The sequence below is a fragment of the Cytobacillus sp. Bac17 genome, from assembly GCF_024519925.1.
Lineage (GTDB): Bacteria > Bacillota > Bacilli > Bacillales > Cytobacillaceae > Cytobacillus > Cytobacillus pseudoceanisediminis.
The window spans coordinates 120,061-138,551 of record NZ_JALJRC010000002.1 but is presented as its reverse complement, the minus strand read 5'-3'; the positions used below and the strand labels follow the sequence as shown (position 1 = coordinate 138,551).

The 18,491-nt window shown below is 43.0% G+C and carries 17 protein-coding genes; 16 read left to right on the top strand and 1 reads right to left on the bottom strand.

Going from position 1 to position 18,491, the window contains the following annotated elements; genetic code table 11:
• The first annotated feature begins 5 nt into the window (after positions 1-5).
• The 15 genes from bcd (at position 6) to NR125_RS04960 (ending at position 17,596) form a co-directional block, all read left to right on the top strand.
• Positions 6-1,100, top strand: a complete 1,095-nt coding sequence (gene bcd, locus NR125_RS05030; protein WP_009332881.1) for a branched-chain amino acid dehydrogenase — start codon at positions 6-8, stop codon at positions 1,098-1,100.
• Positions 1,101-1,263: 163 nt separating this feature from the next.
• Entirely contained in the window at positions 1,264-2,373 is a 1,110-nt protein-coding gene (buk, locus tag NR125_RS05025) for a butyrate kinase (protein ID WP_009332880.1), read from the top strand.
• A gap of 14 nt (positions 2,374-2,387) precedes the next feature.
• Entirely contained in the window at positions 2,388-3,809 is a 1,422-nt protein-coding gene (gene lpdA / locus NR125_RS05020) for a dihydrolipoyl dehydrogenase (protein ID WP_009332879.1), read from the top strand.
• 79 nt (positions 3,810-3,888) lie between these two features.
• Positions 3,889-4,884, top strand: a complete 996-nt coding sequence (locus NR125_RS05015) for a thiamine pyrophosphate-dependent dehydrogenase E1 component subunit alpha (protein WP_009332878.1) — start codon at positions 3,889-3,891, stop codon at positions 4,882-4,884.
• A 12-nt stretch (positions 4,885-4,896) separates the two neighbouring features.
• Positions 4,897-5,880, top strand: a complete 984-nt coding sequence (locus NR125_RS05010; protein WP_019380204.1) for an alpha-ketoacid dehydrogenase subunit beta — start codon at positions 4,897-4,899, stop codon at positions 5,878-5,880.
• 124 nt (positions 5,881-6,004) lie between these two features.
• Positions 6,005-7,324: a dihydrolipoamide acetyltransferase family protein gene (locus NR125_RS05005; RefSeq protein ID WP_019380205.1), complete on the top strand. Its 1,320-nt coding sequence runs from the start codon at positions 6,005-6,007 to the stop codon at positions 7,322-7,324.
• 199 nt (positions 7,325-7,523) lie between these two features.
• Positions 7,524-9,386, top strand: coding sequence for a methylmalonyl-CoA mutase subunit beta (locus NR125_RS05000; RefSeq protein ID WP_256814786.1), 1,863 nt, complete (start codon positions 7,524-7,526; stop codon positions 9,384-9,386).
• Complete coding sequence (gene scpA, locus NR125_RS04995; RefSeq protein WP_009332874.1) at positions 9,376-11,568, top strand: methylmalonyl-CoA mutase; 2,193 nt, start codon at positions 9,376-9,378, stop codon at positions 11,566-11,568. Before NR125_RS05000 ends, scpA begins: the two co-directional genes overlap by 11 nt.
• Complete coding sequence (meaB, locus tag NR125_RS04990; protein WP_009332873.1) at positions 11,569-12,684, top strand: methylmalonyl Co-A mutase-associated GTPase MeaB; 1,116 nt, start codon at positions 11,569-11,571, stop codon at positions 12,682-12,684.
• Between the two features lie 232 nt (positions 12,685-12,916).
• The gene (locus NR125_RS04985) at positions 12,917-13,354 is read left to right on the top strand and encodes a BrxA/BrxB family bacilliredoxin (RefSeq protein ID WP_009332872.1); all 438 of its coding nucleotides are present in this window, start codon (positions 12,917-12,919) and stop codon (positions 13,352-13,354) included.
• Between the two features lie 325 nt (positions 13,355-13,679).
• Positions 13,680-14,471 carry a transporter substrate-binding domain-containing protein gene (locus NR125_RS04980; RefSeq protein WP_009332871.1) on the top strand — a complete coding sequence of 264 codons (792 nt, stop codon included), beginning with the start codon at positions 13,680-13,682 and terminating at the stop codon, positions 14,469-14,471.
• Between the two features lie 97 nt (positions 14,472-14,568).
• Positions 14,569-15,228, top strand: coding sequence for an amino acid ABC transporter permease (locus NR125_RS04975; protein WP_009332870.1), 660 nt, complete (start codon positions 14,569-14,571; stop codon positions 15,226-15,228).
• Positions 15,221-15,943 carry an amino acid ABC transporter ATP-binding protein gene (locus NR125_RS04970; protein WP_009332869.1) on the top strand — a complete coding sequence of 241 codons (723 nt, stop codon included), beginning with the start codon at positions 15,221-15,223 and terminating at the stop codon, positions 15,941-15,943. The genes NR125_RS04975 and NR125_RS04970 overlap by 8 nt, the downstream gene beginning before the upstream one ends.
• 117 nt (positions 15,944-16,060) lie before the next feature.
• Positions 16,061-17,053: an aromatic acid exporter family protein gene (locus NR125_RS04965; protein WP_019380207.1), complete on the top strand. Its 993-nt coding sequence runs from the start codon at positions 16,061-16,063 to the stop codon at positions 17,051-17,053.
• 21 nt (positions 17,054-17,074) lie between these two features.
• Positions 17,075-17,596: a L,D-transpeptidase gene (locus NR125_RS04960; RefSeq protein ID WP_256814784.1), complete on the top strand. Its 522-nt coding sequence runs from the start codon at positions 17,075-17,077 to the stop codon at positions 17,594-17,596.
• Positions 17,597-17,804: 208 nt separating this feature from the next.
• On the opposite strand, the gene prli42 is transcribed toward NR125_RS04960, so the two are convergent.
• Positions 17,805-17,900 carry a stressosome-associated protein Prli42 gene (prli42, locus tag NR125_RS04955; protein WP_019380208.1) on the bottom strand — a complete coding sequence of 32 codons (96 nt, stop codon included), beginning with the start codon at positions 17,898-17,900 and terminating at the stop codon, positions 17,805-17,807.
• Between the two features lie 179 nt (positions 17,901-18,079).
• Between prli42 and mce the strand changes: the two genes are divergently transcribed.
• On the top strand, positions 18,080-18,490 hold the full coding sequence (gene mce, locus NR125_RS04950) for a methylmalonyl-CoA epimerase (RefSeq protein ID WP_217033201.1): 411 nt from the start codon (positions 18,080-18,082) through the stop codon (positions 18,488-18,490).
• Position 18,491: the final 1 nt, after the last annotated feature.

Below are 18,491 nucleotides of genomic sequence, written 5' to 3'. Positions count from 1 at the left end.
ATAACATGGAAATCTTCAAATACCTAGAAACTTATGATTACGAACAAGTGGTGTTTTGCCAGGACAAACAATCAGGATTAAAAGCTATTATTGCTATTCATGATACCACTTTAGGCCCAGCACTAGGCGGTACACGCATGTGGACTTATGAATCTGAAGAAGCTGCTATTGAGGATGCATTGCGTCTTGCACGCGGCATGACATATAAGAATGCAGCAGCTGGTTTAAATCTTGGAGGCGGTAAAACAGTTATTATCGGCGATCCGCGCAAAGATAAAAACGAAGAAATGTTCCGTGCATTCGGACGCTATATCCAAGGTTTAAATGGACGTTACATTACTGCTGAGGACGTGGGTACTACAGTAGCTGATATGGACCTGATTCATGAGGAAACAGACTATGTAACAGGAATTTCACCTGCGTTCGGCTCTTCCGGCAACCCTTCACCAGTTACAGCTTATGGCGTATACAGAGGTATGAAGGCTGCAGCAAAAGCGGCATTCGGAACTGATTCTCTTGAAGGCAAAACAATTGCTGTTCAAGGTGTTGGAAACGTTGCGTTCAATCTTTGCCGCCATCTGCATGAAGAAGGTGCACAGCTGATTGTTACGGATATTAATAAAGAAGCAGTTCAGCGTGCAGTTGAAGAGTTCGGTGCTAAAGCAGTTGAACCAAATGAAATTTATGGAGTTGAATGTGATATTTATGCTCCTTGTGCTTTAGGTGCGACAGTTAATGATGATACAATCCCGCAGCTGAAAGCAAAAGTAATCGCTGGAGCTGCCAACAACCAGCTTAAAGAAACACGCCACGGTGATTTAATTCATGAGATGGGCATCGTTTATGCTCCTGACTATGTAATTAATGCAGGCGGAGTTATTAATGTTGCGGATGAGCTGTACGGATACAACCGTGAACGAGCAATGAAAAAAGTTGAAACTGTATACAATAATATTGAAAAAGTTATTGAGATTGCTAAAAGGGATGGAATTCCGACATATAAAGCGGCTGACCGCATGGTTGAGGAAAGAATTGAAAGAATGCGTAATTCACGCGGACAATTCCTCCAAAATGGCCATCATATTCTAAGCCGCAGATAAGCTTTAGGGAGGAGTAACTTTCCTGAAATGCAAAGCGCTGAATGGAATATTCAGCGTCTTTGCCTTTAAAAACAGAGTAGAAAAAATGCAGCGGCAGTTAATAGTACCTGAGTAAGAGTATACTTTTACAAGGGAGATTTCCGCTCTTTATGGAGGTTTAAACGTGCTAGAACAAGAACATCGAATTCTCGTCATCAATCCGGGATCCACTTCAACTAAGATTGGAGTTTTCGATAATGAGATCTCTGTCCTGGAGAAGACATTGCGCCATGATGCAGATGTCATTAACTCTTATGAAAGTATTATCGATCAATATGAATTCCGAAAGCAGACCATTCTGGAAACATTGGATCACGAAGGAATCAATATCTCCAAATTAAGTGCAGTGTGCGGCCGCGGGGGGCTGCTGCGACCGATTGAAGGAGGCACATATTCAGTTAATGATGCAATGCTAGAGGATCTTCGTGCCGGTTTTGCTGGTCAGCATGCTTCAAACCTTGGCGGAATACTGGCATATGAGATTGCTTCTGGTTTAAATATTCCTTCGTTCATTGTCGATCCGGTGGTGGTAGATGAATTGGATCCAATTGCCCGAATTTCAGGCTTTTCAATGATAGAAAGAAAAAGTATTTTCCATGCCTTGAATCAGAAAGCTGTTGCCCGGAGAGTAGCCAAAGAACTTGGCAAAAAGTACGGGGAGCTTAACCTAATCGTTACGCATATGGGCGGAGGTATAACTGTAGGTGCTCATAAAAAAGGCAGAGTGGTGGATGTTAATAACGGACTTCATGGAGACGGGCCATTCAGTCCGGAACGGGCAGGTACAGTACCTGCCGGTGATTTGGTGGGACTTTGCTACTCCGGAAGCTTTTATCGTGAAGAAGTGATGAAAAAGCTTGTTGGACAAGGCGGTCTCGTTGGTTACCTGGGAACAAATGATGCAGTAAAGGTTGAAAAGATGATTGAAAGCGGAGATGAGAAAGCAAAGCTTGTCTACTCCGCAATGGCTTATCAGGTGGCTAAGGAAATCGGATCTGCCAGTGCAGTGCTTGGCGGAAAGGTTGATGCCATCATCCTTACAGGGGGTCTTGCCTATGGCAAGGACTTTGTAAACGAAATCAGTGAACGGATTAACTGGATTGCAGATGTCATCGTGCAGCCTGGTGAAAATGAACTGCAGGCACTCGCTGAAGGCGCTCTTCGTGTCCTCCGCGGTGAAGAGACTGAAAAAGAATATCCTGGAAAAAAAGCTGACAAAGCAGCGTTGAAATAGAAGGGGGAAGCAATTTGGCACAGGAATATGATTTGGTGATTTTAGGCGGAGGCACAGGCGGCTATGTAGCTGCCATCCGTGCTTCACAGCTTGGTTTAAAAACGGCAATCGTTGAAAAAGGAAAACTTGGAGGGACTTGCCTTCATAAAGGCTGTATACCAAGCAAGGCTTTATTAAGAAGTGCTGAAGTGTTTGCTACCGCAAAGCACAGTGAAGATTTTGGCGTAGTGACAAGTGATGTATCCATCAATTTCAATAAGGTACAGGAAAGAAAAAATAAAATCGTTGATCAGCTTCATAAAGGTGTTCAGCACTTGATGAAGCAAGGCAAGATTGATGTATTCGAAGGAACAGGCCGCATACTTGGACCATCTATTTTCTCTCCGATGCCGGGCACAATTTCTGTTGAAATGAACAATGGGGACGAAAATGAAATGCTGATCCCTAAAAATGTTATTGTAGCAACTGGATCACGTCCTCGTACTCTGCCAGGATTGGACATTGATGGACAACTTGTAATGACTTCGGATGAGGCTTTAGCTTTGGAAGAAGTGCCAAGCTCCATTATAATTGTTGGCGGTGGAGTCATCGGCATCGAATGGGCATCTATGTTATCAGACTTTGGTGCTGAGGTAACAGTAATCGAATATGCTGACCGCATTATACCTACGGAAGATAAAGAAATTTCAAAAGAAATGCAGCGCCTTATGAAGAAAAAGGGAGTCAAAATTGTAACAGGAGCAAAAGTGCTTCCTGAAACCCTTCAGAAAGGCGACGGAGTTACGATTTCAGCTGAAGTGAAAGGATCTCAGCAGGAATTCTCCGCCGAGAAATTGCTTGTTTCAGTGGGACGTCAGGCAAATACAGAGGGTATTGGCATTGAAAATACTGACATTCAGATAGAAAAGGGATTTATTTTAGCAAATGAATACTTCCAGACAAAGGAATCCCATATTTATGCGATTGGTGACGTCATTGGCGGCCTTCAGCTGGCTCATGTTGCTTCTCATGAAGGAATCGTAGCCGTAGAGCACATTGCCGGCAAGAATCCTTCTCCAATTGACTATAGCCTGGTTTCTAAATGCATTTACAGTTCACCTGAAGCGGCAAGTGTAGGATTAACAGAGGATGAAGCAAAAGAAAAAGGCCATAATGTCAAAACGGGCAAGTTCTCATTCCGGGCAATCGGAAAGGCACTGGTATTTGGTGAATCCGACGGTTTTGTGAAAATTGTGGCAGATAAGGATACCGATGATATCCTGGGTGTCCATATGATAGGCCCGCACGTTACAGACATGATCTCAGAAGCAGGTCTGGCCCGTGTTCTTGATGCAACTCCATGGGAAGTAGCACATACAATCCATCCTCATCCGACGTTATCTGAAGCAATCGGTGAAGCTGCCCTTGCAGTTGATGGAAAAGCTATCCACGGATAAAGTTCCAATTGAATAAACAGAAAAGTCCAGGCTTCTTTTGGGAGCCCGGTGATACATATTAGCTTAGGAGGTTGTATAAATGGCTGAAAACCGACATAAAGATTTAGGTTTAAGTGATGAGAAAGTTCTTGAAATGTATGAGACGATGCTATTAGCTCGCCGTATTGATGAGCGTATGTGGCTTTTAAACCGCGCGGGAAAAATCCCTTTCGTTATTTCTTGCCAGGGACAGGAAGCTGCTCAGGTAGGTGCTGCATTTGCACTTGATCGCGAGAAGGATTATGTCCTGCCATATTATCGCGACATGGGAGTAGTCCTTACGTTCGGCATGACAGCCAAGGAATTAATGCTGTCAGGGTTTGCTAAAGCCGAAGATCCAAATTCAGGCGGCCGCCAAATGCCAGGACATTTTGGTCAAAAGAAAAACCGAATCGTAACGGGCTCTTCACCTGTTACTACACAGGTGCCTCATGCTGTTGGAGTTGCTCTTGGCGGAAAGCTGGAAGGAAAAGATCTGGTAACCTTTGTAACTTTTGGTGAAGGTTCTTCAAACCAGGGGGACTTCCATGAAGGTGCGAACTTTGCAGGTGTTCATAAGCTCCCTGTTATCTTTATGTGTGAGAATAATAAATATGCAATCTCTGTACCGATTGAAAAACAGCTTGCTTGCGAAAACGTATCTGACAGAGCTATCGGCTACGGTATGCCAGGTATAACAGTTGATGGAAACGATCCGCTTGAAGTCTATAAAGCTGTGAAAGAAGCAGCGGACAGAGGCCGCCGCGGAGAAGGGCCGACATTGGTCGAAACCATTTCATACCGTTTAACACCACACTCATCTGATGATGATGACCGAAGCTACCGTGCTCCTGATGAAGTGGCTGAAGCGAAAACAAAAGATCCGATTATTACTTTTGGCGCATACCTGAAAGAAAATGGTGTAATGGATGATGCGATTGAAAAGGAAATTAATGACCGGATTATGAAATTGGTAAACGAAGCAACTGATTATGCTGAAAACGCTCCATATGCAGAAGCGGAATCTGCTTTAAAGCATGTCTATGCTGAACAGTAAGGGGGAGAGAATATGGCTGTAATTTCTTATATCGATGCGGTAACTATGGCAATCCGCGAGGAAATGGAAAGAGATTCAAAGGTATTTGTTTTAGGTGAAGACGTAGGTAAAAAAGGTGGCGTGTTTAAAGCGACACAAGGACTGTATGATAAATTTGGCGAAGACCGTGTAATTGATACTCCGCTTGCTGAATCAGCAATTGCAGGGGTTGGAATCGGTGCAGCGATGTATGGAATGCGCCCGATTGCTGAAATGCAATTTGCCGACTTTATAATGCCGGCGGTTAATCAGATTATTTCTGAGGCAGCACGCATCCGCTATCGTTCCAACAATGACTGGAGCTGTCCGATCGTTGTTCGTGCACCATATGGCGGCGGTGTTCATGGAGCACTATACCATTCCCAATCTGTCGAAGCAGTATTTGCGAATCAGCCGGGACTTAAGATTGTTATGCCTTCTACGCCTTATGATGTTAAGGGATTATTGAAAGCGGCAATCCGTGACGAGGATCCTGTACTGTTCTTTGAGCATAAGCGTGCATATCGCCTGATTAAGGGTGAGGTTCCTGATGATGATTATGTGCTGCCAATCGGAAAAGCGGATGTAAAACGCGAGGGTGAAGATATCACTGTGATCACTTATGGCCTATGCGTTCATTTCGCTCTGCAGGCTGCTGAAAGACTTGCCAAAGATGGCATCTCAGCGCATATCCTTGATTTAAGGACGGTATATCCGTTAGATAAAGAAGCAATTATCGAAGCTGCGACAAAAACAGGAAAAGTGCTTCTTCTTACTGAAGATAATAAAGAAGGCAGCATTATGAGCGAAGTTTCTGCCATTATTGCAGAGAACTGCCTGTTTGAATTGGATGCACCAATCAAACGCGTTGCCGGTCCTGACGTGCCAGCAATGCCTTACGCCCCGACTATGGAAAAATACTTTATGGTTAACCCTGATAAAGTAGAAAAAGCAATGCGCGAATTGGCTGAATTTTAATAAAGGCATTAGTTAATAAAAATGGAAAGAGCAGATGGTGCAGCTTTCCGGCTGGAATTCATACCGGATCAGCTGTACTAGCTGCATGACCCGCAAATGCGGGCAGCTAGAAGGAGGTTACCCAATGGCTATTGAGCAAATTAAAATGCCCCAGCTTGGGGAAAGTGTTACTGAAGGGACAATCAGCAAATGGCTGGTTTCCGTTGGAGATAAAGTAAATAAATATGATCCGCTTGCTGAAGTAATGACTGATAAAGTAAATGCTGAGGTCCCATCCTCTTTCTCTGGTGTAATCAAAGAGTTGGTTGCAGAAGAGGGAGAAACTTATGAAGTTGGCCAGGTTATTCTGACAATTGAAACTGAAGGCGGCGGAGAAGCAGCTCAGGAAGCCCCATCAGAATCTAAAGCAGAGGACAAAGCTGAAGCTGCACCTTCAGGTGTGGCGCCTTCTGCACCAGCGGCACCTATTTCGGCAGATGCTCCAAAAGGAGTCCGCTATTCACCTGCCGTCTTAAAGCTTTCTCAAGAGCATGGCATTGACTTAAACCAGGTGACAGGTACAGGCGGAGGCGGACGCATTACGCGTAAAGACCTTATGAAAATCATTGAGTCCGGAGATATTCCTACAGCGGCAGCTGCTGCATCAGCACCAGCACCGGAAAAGACAGAGGCACCGGCTCCAGCACCTTCCCAGCCTGCACAGAAACAGGCAGCGCCAGCACCTAATGTTCCAGTAATGCCGGGTGATGTTGAAATCCCTGTTACTGGAGTGCGTAAAGCGATTGCAGCCAATATGCTTCGCAGCAAACATGAAGCACCACATGCCTGGACAATGATGGAAGTAGATGTTACAAATCTTGTTGAATACCGTAACAGCATTAAAGGTGAGTTTAAGCAAAAAGAGGGCTTCAACCTTACGTTCTTTGCTTTCTTCGTGAAAGCTGTTGCGCAGGCCCTTAAAGAATTCCCGCAGATTAATTCTATGTGGGCAGGTGATAAGATTATCCAGAAGAAGGATATCAACATCTCCATTGCAGTTGCAACAGATGACGCGTTATTCGTTCCGGTCATCAAAGCAGCTGATGAAAAAACGATTAAGGGTATTGCCCGTGAAATCAATGATCTTGCTTTAAAAGTACGTACAGGTAAATTGACTTCCGCTGAAATGCAGGGTGGAACTTTCACTGTAAATAATACCGGTTCATTCGGGTCTGTCCAGTCAATGGGCATTATCAATTATCCTCAGGCTGCAATTCTTCAGGTTGAATCCATTGTGAAGCGTCCTGTAGTAATGAACAATGGCATGATTGCTGTCCGTGATATGGTTAACCTTTGTATGTCACTCGATCACCGTGTATTAGACGGCCTGGTTTGCGGCCGCTTCCTGCAGCGTGTGAAGGAAATTCTGGAGAACACTTCTAAAGAAAATACAACTATTTATTAGTAATTAAAATTGCCGCTGTCCTGCTTTGGGACAGCGGTTTCTTATTGTTCATTGCTTGTTTCTCTTTTGTATACTAAAATAGGTATATGGAGAATTTAGAATTTTATTATAATTTTCTTGCGGCATTGTTTCTTATAAGAAACGGGTCCGCTGCCGCATGAGGGGAGGGAACGCTGTCAGCTACAAGGACAGCAAATTTATGTCATTAAAGAAAATGATTGAAGAAAAATTCCCGCAGCAGACAAATGAAGATTGGGAACAAAGTGCGGAAAGAACTCTTAAAGGGAAATCCTTAGAAACATTATCACGAAATACATATGAAAACATAAAATTGAAACCGCTTTATTCCAGAGAAGACCTGGAAACAGGTGCATTATCACAGTATCCGGGCTTAGAAGATTTTAGAAGAGGTTCCTATGCAGCCGGATACCTGTCTGAAGAATGGAAGGTTGCACAGAAAATTAGTGCTTCCTCTTCCGAAGAGCTGTCAGATAAACTTCTTGCTGCCATCAAGACAGGGCAGACAGCTCTTGCGTTTGAGCCTGAACAGTTAAAAAATCCAGAGAAGATAAGCCTGTCTGTAGGCGAACTTTATGAAAGGTACCCTTTCAGTGTGGATGCCGGACGAAATCAGCATGTATTAATAGCAGGACTTGGAAAAGTAAAAGAAAGAGAAAAAGTCTCCGGATATGTTGCCGCAGATCCACTTGCTATTGCTGCTGCCGATACATTGAACGACCGCTCAATCGATGAACTATACGAAGCTTTGAATAAAACGATGAGTAATGCAGAAGAAAATCTGCCAAGCCTGAAAACAATCATGGTGAATTCAGCGGTTTATCATAATAGCGGTGCAAATGCCGTCCAGGAACTTGCATTTTCTCTTGCAGCAGGAGTAAATCACCTGCAATATCTTCTTGATAAAGGCAAAGGCCTTGAACAAATATTATCTAAAATGGTCTTTAAGTTTGCTGTTGGCTCAAACTTTTTTATGGAAATTGCCAAGCTGCGTGCTGCAAGAGTATTATGGGGCAAAGTGGCGGAAGCATTCGGAGCTGGGGGTGACAGTAAAAAAATGGTCATTTCAGCAGAGACGTCCTTCTTTACAAAGTCTGCCTATGATTCCTATGTAAATATGCTGAGAGCGGGGAATGAAGCGTTCGCAGCAGTATTGGGAGGAATACAATACCTTCATGTCAGTCCATATAATGATCCGGAAAGAGCCAAATCTCCTTTTTCAGAACGGATTGCCCGCAATACTCAGTTGATTTTAAGGGAAGAGGCGCATTTACTAAAGGTCTCTGATCCAGCAGGCGGCTCCTGGTATATTGAGCATCTGACAAATGAACTGATTTCCAAATCATGGGGACTTTTCCTTGAGATAGAAGAGCTGGGAGGAATGAAGGATGCCCTTCAAACAGGATGGGTTCATGATCAGATTACCCAAATTCTTGAAAAGAAGAAGAAAGATGTTCATACAAGAAAACAAAGTATCATCGGAACGAATATATATGCAAATCTTGATGAAAAGCCGCTTCAGACAGAATTGGAAACCGTCCAGAACAGCAGGAGTGATCTCAAGATTATCCAGCAGGTTCGTCTTTCTGAGTCCTTCGAGGGTTTGCGGAATTTATCTGAAAGATTAAAAGGAAAGGGCATTCGTCCAGAAGCAGGTCTTATCTGTCTGGGAGCATTGAAAGACCATAAGGCGCGTGCTGATTTTATTTCAGGCTTCCTGGCTCCTGGCGGGGTTGATGCAGTTAAAAGCGGTTCGGTATATAATCCTGAAGATGCTGAAGCATTTATTCAAAAAACAAATTGCAGGCATTATTTTATTTGCGGATCAAATGAACTATACGATAGCATAGCTGTACCTTTAATTAAACAATTGAAAGAAACTTTCCCGTCAGCTGAAATCTATTTAGCCGGCCTTCCCGAAGAGAGGAAAAAGGATGAATATCAGAACGCTGGCATCGGCGGATACATTCATGTAAAAAGCGATTGCTATGAAACTCTCTTAAATATGCTGAACGAGATGGAGGCGGCAAGCAATGGCCAATAAACCTGATTTTAAAAGCCTGGATATTCTTGAAGTAAAACAATCAGCCAAAGATGACTGGAAAAGAAAAGCAGAGGAAGAAATCGATTCATCCATTGATCAACTTCTCTTTGAAACAAATGAGCAAATAAATGTAAAGCCTCTGTACACAAATGAAGATCTTAGAGACATGGAGCACCTAAACGATAAGCCTGGACTGCCCCCTTATACAAGAGGGCCATATTCAACCATGTATGTGAACAGGCCATGGACTGTCCGGCAGTATGCCGGTTTTTCTACTGCAGAGGAAAGTAATGCCTTTTACCGGCGTAACCTTGCAATGGGTCAAAAAGGCTTATCAGTCGCTTTCGATCTGGCTACTCATAGAGGCTATGATTCAGATCATCCAAGAGTCGAGGGAGATGTCGGGAAAGCTGGCGTAGCCATTGATTCCATCCTGGATATGAAGATGCTGTTTGATGGGATACCTTTAGATCAAATGTCTGTATCCATGACGATGAATGGAGCGGTATTGCCTGTCATGGCTTTTTATATTGTTACAGCGGAAGAGCAGGGAGTAAGCCAGGAGAAACTTTCTGGAACGATCCAGAATGATATCCTAAAAGAATATATGGTGCGCAACACATATATATATCCTCCGGAAATGTCCATGAAGATCATTGCCGATATTTTTGAATATACTTCAAAATACATGCCTAAGTTCAATAGCATCAGTATTTCTGGCTATCATATGCAGGAAGCGGGGGCTCCTGCTGATATTGAACTTGCCTATACGCTGGCTGATGGTCTCGAATATGTAAGAACCGGCCTTAAAGCTGGAATCGATATCGACTCCTTTGCGCCAAGGCTCTCGTTTTTCTGGGCAATCGGCATGAATTACTTCATGGAAGTGGCAAAAATGCGCGCAGCCCGCTTCATTTGGGCAAAAATGATGAAGACCTTCGAGCCGGATAATCCCAAATCAATGGCGCTTAGAACGCATTCGCAAACTTCCGGCTGGAGCTTAACAGAGCAGGATCCGTTTAATAATGTAACAAGGACTCTCATTGAGGCGCATGCAGCTTCAATGGGCCATACACAATCCCTTCATACTAATGCGCTGGATGAAGCCATTGCATTGCCGACAGACTTTTCTGCCCGTATAGCCAGAAATACGCAGCTGTACCTTCAGGAAGAGACAGGGATCACGAATGTAATTGATCCATGGGGCGGCTCTTATTATGTTGAAGCTTTAACAGATCAGTTAATTAAGCGAGCCTGGGAGCATATTAAAGAAATCGAAAATCTTGGCGGAATGGCCAAAGCGATTGAGACAGGCTTGCCAAAAATGAGAATCGAAGAAGCGGCAGCCAGAAGGCAGGCACAAATTGATTCCGGAAAAGAAACCATTATTGGTGTGAATAAATACCGGCTGGAAAAAGAAGAGCCGATTGATATTCTTGACATTGACAACACGGCTGTCCGATTAAAGCAAATCGAGAAGCTGGAGCAGCTAAAGGCTTCCCGCGACAATGAGAAAGTTGCTGAAGCTTTGGCGGCTATTACAAAAGCTGCAGATACAGGGGAAGGCAATCTTCTTGAGCTAGCAGTAAATGCAGCCAGGGTTCGAGCCACTCTCGGGGAAATTTCTGAAGCGATTGAAAAAGTTGCCAACCGCCATAAAGCAATTATCCGTTCTATCAGCGGCGTGTACAGTTCTGCTTTTTCCAACGAAGAAGAAATTGCAGAAGTAAAGCAGATGACAGATGAATTTCTTGAAAATGAGGGAAGGAGACCGCGGATTCTGATTGCCAAGATGGGGCAGGATGGACATGACAGGGGAGCAAAAGTGATTTCAACAGCCTTTGCCGATCTCGGTTTTGATGTGGATATCGGCCCTCTTTTCCAGACACCGGAAGAAACAGCCATGCAGGCTGTAGAAAATGACGTTCATGTCATTGGGATCAGCTCACTTGCTGCCGGTCATAAGACTCTTCTGCCGCAGCTCGTTGCTGAACTGAAAAAATTGGATAGGGGAGATATTATTGTCGTAATTGGCGGGGTTATCCCTGCGCAGGATTATCAGTATTTATATGAGCATGGAGCATCTGCCATTTTTGGACCGGGCACAGTCATTCCAGTGGCAGCCCAAAAAGTCATCAGGGAGATCTACAGCCGTCTCGGGTATGAGGAAGTGACCCAGTAAATGACTGAGGATAAGAAACCGGAATGGTTTGATGAAGAAAAGGCAGATAATTTTACAAGCATTGTGCGCGGTGGTGTGGATACAGGCGAGCCGGAGCTGAAATTTGAGAAAAAAGGCAGGTTTCAAAAAAAATCTGCCTCCCTCCCTGATCTAAACGTTCTTGAAGAAGGCATTTTGAATGGCAGCAGAGGTCTGCTTGCCAGAGCGATCACTCTGATTGAAAGTAACGCTGAACATCATTTTCGCCATGCACAGGAAATCCTGCACAAACTTTTGCCCCATTCAGGACAATCGCTTAGGATTGGGATAACAGGAGTGCCGGGAGCAGGAAAGAGCACGTTCATTGAATCTTTTGGGACATACTTATGTGATTTAGGGTTAAAAGTAGCGGTGCTTGCGGTCGATCCGAGCTCCAGCTTGAGCGGCGGCAGCATCCTTGGCGATAAAACAAGGATGGAGCAGCTTTCCAGAAATCCCCGGGCATTCATAAGACCTTCACCTTCTGCAGGAAAATTGGGTGGAGTTCACCGGAAAACGAGAGAGACCATGCTGCTGTGTGAAGCGGCAGGCTTTGATGTTATTCTGGTTGAAACAGTTGGTGTGGGACAAAGTGAAGTCATTGTCAGGGACATGGTGGACTTTTTTATGCTATTAACGCTGACAGGGGCTGGCGATGAATTGCAGGGAATGAAAAAAGGCATTATGGAACTGGCTGATGCGGTAATTGTCAACAAAGCCGATGGAAGCAACAAAAAATTAGCGGAGAAAACAAAAGCAGAGTATAACCGTATACTTCACTTTCTCCAGCCTGCTACAAAGGGATGGCAAACCAGAGCCTACACCTGCTCTTCTGTTTTGAACGAGGGCATCCCTGAGATATGGAAAGTGATCAAAACGTTCGAAGATACTGCAAAATCTTCAGGTGTATTTGAGGAAAGAAGAAGACTCCAGACAAAACAATGGATCCATTCCATGATCCTGGATCAGCTTCAATTCAGCTTTTTTTATCATCCTGCCATTAAGCCGCTCCTTCCGAAAATCGAAAATGAGGTTATCTCAGGAAACAGGACGGTTACATCTGCAGTGGAAGAATTGTTTAATGTCTATTCGAAATGAAGCTGTCCTTCAACAGGGCAGCTTTTCCTGAAAAAAAAATGGCCAGTGCCTTGTGGGCACTGGCGAATCTAGGGAGTTTAGGGGTATGGATCTAGCTGTAGTTTTATCTTTCCCCCATAACCCAGATGCTAAACTTTTTTATTCAAAAAAATGACTTGATTGTAAATTTTGTTCTTGTATTGGTATTATGTATATAGTGAAAAAGATTAATCAGCATAAGGAGCGATGATCTATGAATATGGATTTCAATTTATTTATGAATGATGTTGTAAGGCAGGCACGCCAGGAAATCGTGCATGCCGGCTATACAGAATTAACTACACCGGAGGAAGTGGATGAAGCCCTTAATAAAAAAGGCACCACACTTGTAATGGTGAACTCAGTCTGCGGATGTGCAGGCGGAATTGCCCGCCCTGCTGCCATGCATTCTCTGCATTATGATAAGCGCCCTGACCATTTGGTTACTGTATTTGCCGGCCAGGACAAAGAAGCAACCGAAAAAGCAAGATCTTATTTTACCGGCTATCCGCCATCATCACCATCTTTTGCTCTTCTTAAAGACGGAGAATTATGCACGATGATCGAGCGCCATGAAATTGAAGGCCATGAGCCAATGGCTGTTGTTCAAAAACTGCAGGATACCTTTGAGAAATATTGCGAAGAGCTTTAAACAGGAAAAGCGGAAGCGCCTTGCTCGCGAAGGAACGCCACTTCCTCCCAAAAGCTGCCGCTTTCGGTCGTGCGATGTAAAGCTGTCGAAGTATTCCTTTTGGAACTAGATAGTTTTTCGACGTTCAAAGTTTTCTTTTTTATTTCTCCAGTAAAAGTCCCGAATTACGGGACTTTTTTTATGTCCATTTATCTGAATAATTAAACTTCTAATAAATATTTAAAAATCTTATTGCATAAATATAAAAATCTGTTAAAATTCATTTTAGTGAATATTTATTAATAGTTATGCAGAGATTATTCATATTTTATAGGGGGAAACTAAAATGAAAAAAGTCATCATGTTTGCTTTAAGCATACTTTTAGTTGGCGTATTAGCTGCATGCGGCACAAGTGAAGAAGCCAGCACTGGAAGCGGCTCAGGGGAAAACTCAGATAAAAAAGTATTAACTATGGGTACATCAGCTGATTATCCGCCATTTGAATATGTAGATTCCGCAAAAGGGGAAGAAATCATCGGTTTTGATGTGGATTTGGCCAAAGCGATCGCTGAAAAATTGGGTTATGAGATACAAGTGAAGGATATGGACTTTAACGGACTGATTCCTGCATTGGAAACTAACCAGGTCGATTTTGTTCTTTCGGGGATGACACCTACTGAAGAGCGCAAGCAAAACGTTGATTTCAGTGATGTATATTATACAGCCAGTCATATGATCGTTTCGAAAAAAGGAAGCGGAATTGAGTCATTGGAAGATTTGAACGGCAAAACTTTAGGTGTGCAGCTTGCCTCTATTCAGGCTGATAAAGCAGAAGAAATTGGTGAGACAGTTGATATGAAAGTAGAAAACCGCAACCGCATCCCTGAATTAATTCAGGAAATTATGGCAGACCGTTTTGATGCTGCCATGATTGAAGATATTGTTGCAAAAGGATACTTTGAAAAAAATGAAGATCTTGCCGGTTTTACGATCGAAGAAGCTGAAGCGGAGGCAGGTTCTGCCATGGCTTTTCCAAAAGGCAGCGAATTAACTGAGAAATTTAATGCAGAGCTTGTGAAGATGAAAGAAAACGGTGAATTGGAAGACCTGATCGTAAAATGGTTTGATAACAAATAATTCCGCTGGGAATTGGCGTCCAAGGCATATTTTCCTTTGGACGCTTTATTCTTCTTGGAAACTAGTAAACTATTTATAGAGAGAGGATGGAAAGATAGTGAATCTGGATTTTCAGCAGTTCGTTCCCTCCCTTCCATATATACTTAAAGGCATTGGCGTTACGCTACAAATAGTTTCTATGGCAGGCATATTGGGTTTTGTATTAGGCATTATTCTATCATTCTTTAAAATCAGCAGATTTAAAATTCTTGGGTGGATAGCAGATGCCTATACATCCGTTTTTAGAGGAACACCTCTTGTTCTTCAGCTGATGCTCATTTATTATGGATCGCCCCAGCTGATCGGGTATAAAATTGATCCGTCAACAGCTGCCGTCCTGTCATTTGGACTAAACTCAGCTGCCTATATTTCGGAGATTATCCGGGCAGGCATCCTGGCTGTTGATAAGGGCCAAAGTGAAGCGGCCATGGCTTTAGGTGTCCCATATAGGCCGGCCATGATGGATATTATTCTCCCGCAGGCGATGAAAAACATTTTGCCTGCTTTGATGAACGAGTTTATTACCCTTACAAAAGAATCTGCAATCGTAACAGTTATTGGGGTAACAGACGTGATGCGCCGGGCTTACATCGTGGGAGGCGAAAAGTTTTCCTACTTTGAACCAATACTGATTGCCGGGCTTATCTATTACATTATGGTAATGATCCTGACTGTGCTTGGAAAAGGGATTGAAAGGAGAATGAGACGCAGTGATTAAAGTGGAAAATTTGCATAAACATTTCGGTAAACTTGAAGTTCTTAAAGGAATTTCAACCAGTATTCAAGATGGCGAAGTAGTAGCTATTATTGGTCCATCCGGTTCCGGCAAGTCAACATTGCTGCGCTGCATCAATCTCCTGGAAGTGCCTACAGATGGCAGGATCATGATTAACGGGCAGGACATTACGGATAAGGGCACAAACATTATGAAAGTGCGCCAAGATGTGGGAATGGTTTTTCAGCATTTTCATTTATTTCCGCACAAAACGGTTCTTCAAAACCTGACCTATGCACCAATGAAGGTTAAGGGAGTTTCGAAATCGGAAGCTGAGAAAACAGGGCTCGAGCTTTTGGAGAAGGTCGGATTATCGGCCAAAGCCTACGAATATCCAAATCGGTTATCCGGGGGACAGAAGCAAAGGGTTGCGATATCCAGAGCTCTTGCTATGAAACCTGATGTCATGCTGTTTGATGAGCCCACATCCGCTCTTGACCCGGAAATGGTGAAAGAAGTACTGGACGTTATGAAAAATTTAGCCCATACAGGCATGACAATGGCGATTGTTACCCATGAAATGGGATTTGCCCGTGAAGTGGCAGACAGGGTGCTTTTCCTGGATGGCGGCGTGCTTGTAGAGGATTCTTCACCTAAAGAATTTTTTTCTAATCCTAAGAGTGAACGTGCAAGGGATTTCTTGCAAAAAATGCTATAATCGATATATGCTATGGGAGAAGATGGTCAAAAGGATCATCTTCTCTTTCACTTTTCTTAAAACAAACAGCCTTCTTTAAATTTAGGTGCGGGCAAATGAATATAGGAGTTTGACTATATGAAATACAGAATTGGCTACCGGACAATCAAGACTGCCGTGGGAACTTCCATTAGCATCATGATTGCACAGATGCTGCAGCTTGACAATTTTGTCTCTGCAGGAATATTGACTATTTTATGCATAAAAGTAACGAAGAAAAAATCTCTGCGAGCTTCATGGGACCGTTTTTTTGCATGCTTAATGGCAATGGTGTTTTCTTCCTTGTTCTTTGAGGGGATTGCCTATCATCCGCTTGTAATAGGACTGCTGCTTTTGTTTTTTATTCCCGCAGCTGTCATGTTAAGGGCCAGCGATGGTATTGTGACAAGCTCCGTTATTATTCTGCATATTTATTCAGCAGGGGAAGTTTCAAAGGAACTCCTGCTGAATGAGCTGGGCATTATTACTGTCGGAATTGGTGTGGCGCTCATCGCAAACCTCTATATGCCAAGTCTGGAATCGAAGCTTAAGGAGTATAGGCTAGAGATAGAAGATAACTTTAAGATTATCTTTGATGAAATCGTGAAGTATTTGCGTACACATGAAAGCAGCTGGGATGGCAGAGAAATCACTGAAACGATGGAATTAATCGATAAGGCAAAAACATTGGCCTTCAGAGATGTCGAAAACCACTTCCGAAGGAATGATAACTTATATTATCACTATTTTAAAATGAGGGAAAAGCAATTCGAGATTATTGAGCGTGTTCTTCCAAGCGTAACGTCCATAGCCCTGCCTGTTGAACAGGGGGAGATGATTGCTGATTTTATTGAGGAGCTATCGGACCACATTCATCCAGGGAATACGGCCATTCAATTTCTGGATAAATTATACAGAATGAGAGTTTCCTTTGAAAATATGGAGCTCCCCAAGACAAGAGAGGAATTTGAGGCACGGGCTGCGCTGCTTCACTTTGTAAAAGAAATGGAACAGTATTTAATTATAAAAAGCTCTTTTAAAGGATTAAAGGATAGGGAAATGAATCAAGACCGGACAGCAGAAGCAAACTAAGGAAAAGGAATTGGAGCGTGAATGATCATGCTGAAGTTTGCTGCAGCGGCCATCATGTTTTTTTCATTTTCCCCAATCTGGCCATTGGGACCCAACCCGCTGCCCGGAGATCCATTTTTAATTGTCAATAAACAGACAAATGAAGTCGCGTTTATTCATGATCATAAAGTACAAAGTGTAATCACAGCTGCAACCGGGAAAACCGATGATCTTACACCTGAAGGGATGTTCACTGTCACTGTTAAGGCAGCTAATCCTTATTACAGGAAAAAGGATATTAAGGGCGGTGACCCAAGTAATCCACTCGGGACTAGATGGATTGGATTTGACGCAGAGGATACAGATGGAAGGATTTATGGCATTCACGGTACGAACGACCCTGCATCCATCGGCAGGTACGTCTCAAATGGATGCATTAGATTGCAGAATGAAGCAGTCGAGTCGTTATATGAATCTGTACCGGTTGGTACGAAAATTTTAGTTGTCAGCTCCCCAAAAAATTTTGATGAACTTGGAAGAGAGTACGGGGCAATAAAAAAATGATCCTTTGAAATAATAATTAGCTGCATCTGAATGGATGCAGTTTTTTTATGCATTGCAGAGCGTTTAAGAAGTAAAATAAAATGGTATGCATGTTAGGTAAATTGAGAATATGCTGAATAAAAAATAGAACATAAGAAAAATTCATGCCAGAAAAAAAGCTGCCCGGAATTGCCCTCCGCAGCAGCTGAAAAAGTCTACATAATTTCTGTTATAAAAACATCGACATCCCCATAATGAGGGTAGATGCGAGCATTGCAAATATCATTAAATAAACAATCACTTTTGTCATTTTCTTATTTGACATTCTATTCCTCCTCGTCCCAATTCTTACTATTATTTTACTAAGAATCTTCAAATTGAACAACCGCTCAATTTTTAAAAGGATTTTCGACATTTTTAACGAATATTTAAATAATAGACCCAAAATATGCCCGCATTCTGCGGGAAATTGATAAATTCCGACATCCATGAGGAGGAAAACATATGATCAAGAAGGTGGACCATATAGGTATCGCTGTCAGGTCTCTTGATGAAGCGCTTCCATTTTATATTGAAGTGCTTCAGCTTGAATTTCTCGGAATTGAGGAAGTGGACAGCCAAGGAGTAAAGGTTGCTTTTATTAAAGCAGGGGAAACGAAACTTGAGCTGCTTGAGCCGACAAGTGAAGAAAGTCCAATTGCCAAGTTTATAGAGAAGCGAGGCGAAGGTCTTCATCATGTAGCATTAGGTGTTGACAGTATACAGGAACGCATTAATCAAATGAAGGAACAGGGCATCAGGATGCTGCAGGATGAACCGAAGATTGGTGCTGGCGGTGCCCAGGTAGCCTTTATGCACCCGAAATCAACAGGTGGCATATTATATGAATTTTGTGAAAAGAAAGGATTGAAATAAA

Bases quoted from the DNA above. Each gene is read 5' to 3' on its own strand.
- NR125_RS04985 (WP_009332872.1), top strand. From the start codon at position 12,917: ATGAATATGGATTTCAATTTATTTATGAATGATGTTGTAAGGCAGGCA.
- NR125_RS05010 (WP_019380204.1), top strand. From the start codon at position 4,897: ATGGCTGTAATTTCTTATATCGATGCGGTAACTATGGCAATCCGCGAG.
- NR125_RS04965 (WP_019380207.1), top strand. From the start codon at position 16,061: ATGAAATACAGAATTGGCTACCGGACAATCAAGACTGCCGTGGGAACT.
- NR125_RS04980 (WP_009332871.1), top strand. From the start codon at position 13,680: ATGAAAAAAGTCATCATGTTTGCTTTAAGCATACTTTTAGTTGGCGTA.
- bcd (WP_009332881.1), top strand. From the start codon at position 6: ATGGAAATCTTCAAATACCTAGAAACTTATGATTACGAACAAGTGGTG.
- NR125_RS05015 (WP_009332878.1), top strand. From the start codon at position 3,889: ATGGCTGAAAACCGACATAAAGATTTAGGTTTAAGTGATGAGAAAGTT.
- NR125_RS04960 (WP_256814784.1), top strand. From the start codon at position 17,075: ATGATCATGCTGAAGTTTGCTGCAGCGGCCATCATGTTTTTTTCATTT.
- mce (WP_217033201.1), top strand. From the start codon at position 18,080: ATGATCAAGAAGGTGGACCATATAGGTATCGCTGTCAGGTCTCTTGAT.
- meaB (WP_009332873.1), top strand. From the start codon at position 11,569: ATGACTGAGGATAAGAAACCGGAATGGTTTGATGAAGAAAAGGCAGAT.
- NR125_RS05005 (WP_019380205.1), top strand. From the start codon at position 6,005: ATGGCTATTGAGCAAATTAAAATGCCCCAGCTTGGGGAAAGTGTTACT.
- scpA (WP_009332874.1), top strand. From the start codon at position 9,376: ATGGCCAATAAACCTGATTTTAAAAGCCTGGATATTCTTGAAGTAAAA.
- prli42 (WP_019380208.1), bottom strand. From the start codon at position 17,900: ATGTCAAATAAGAAAATGACAAAAGTGATTGTTTATTTAATGATATTT.
- NR125_RS05000 (WP_256814786.1), top strand. From the start codon at position 7,524: ATGTCATTAAAGAAAATGATTGAAGAAAAATTCCCGCAGCAGACAAAT.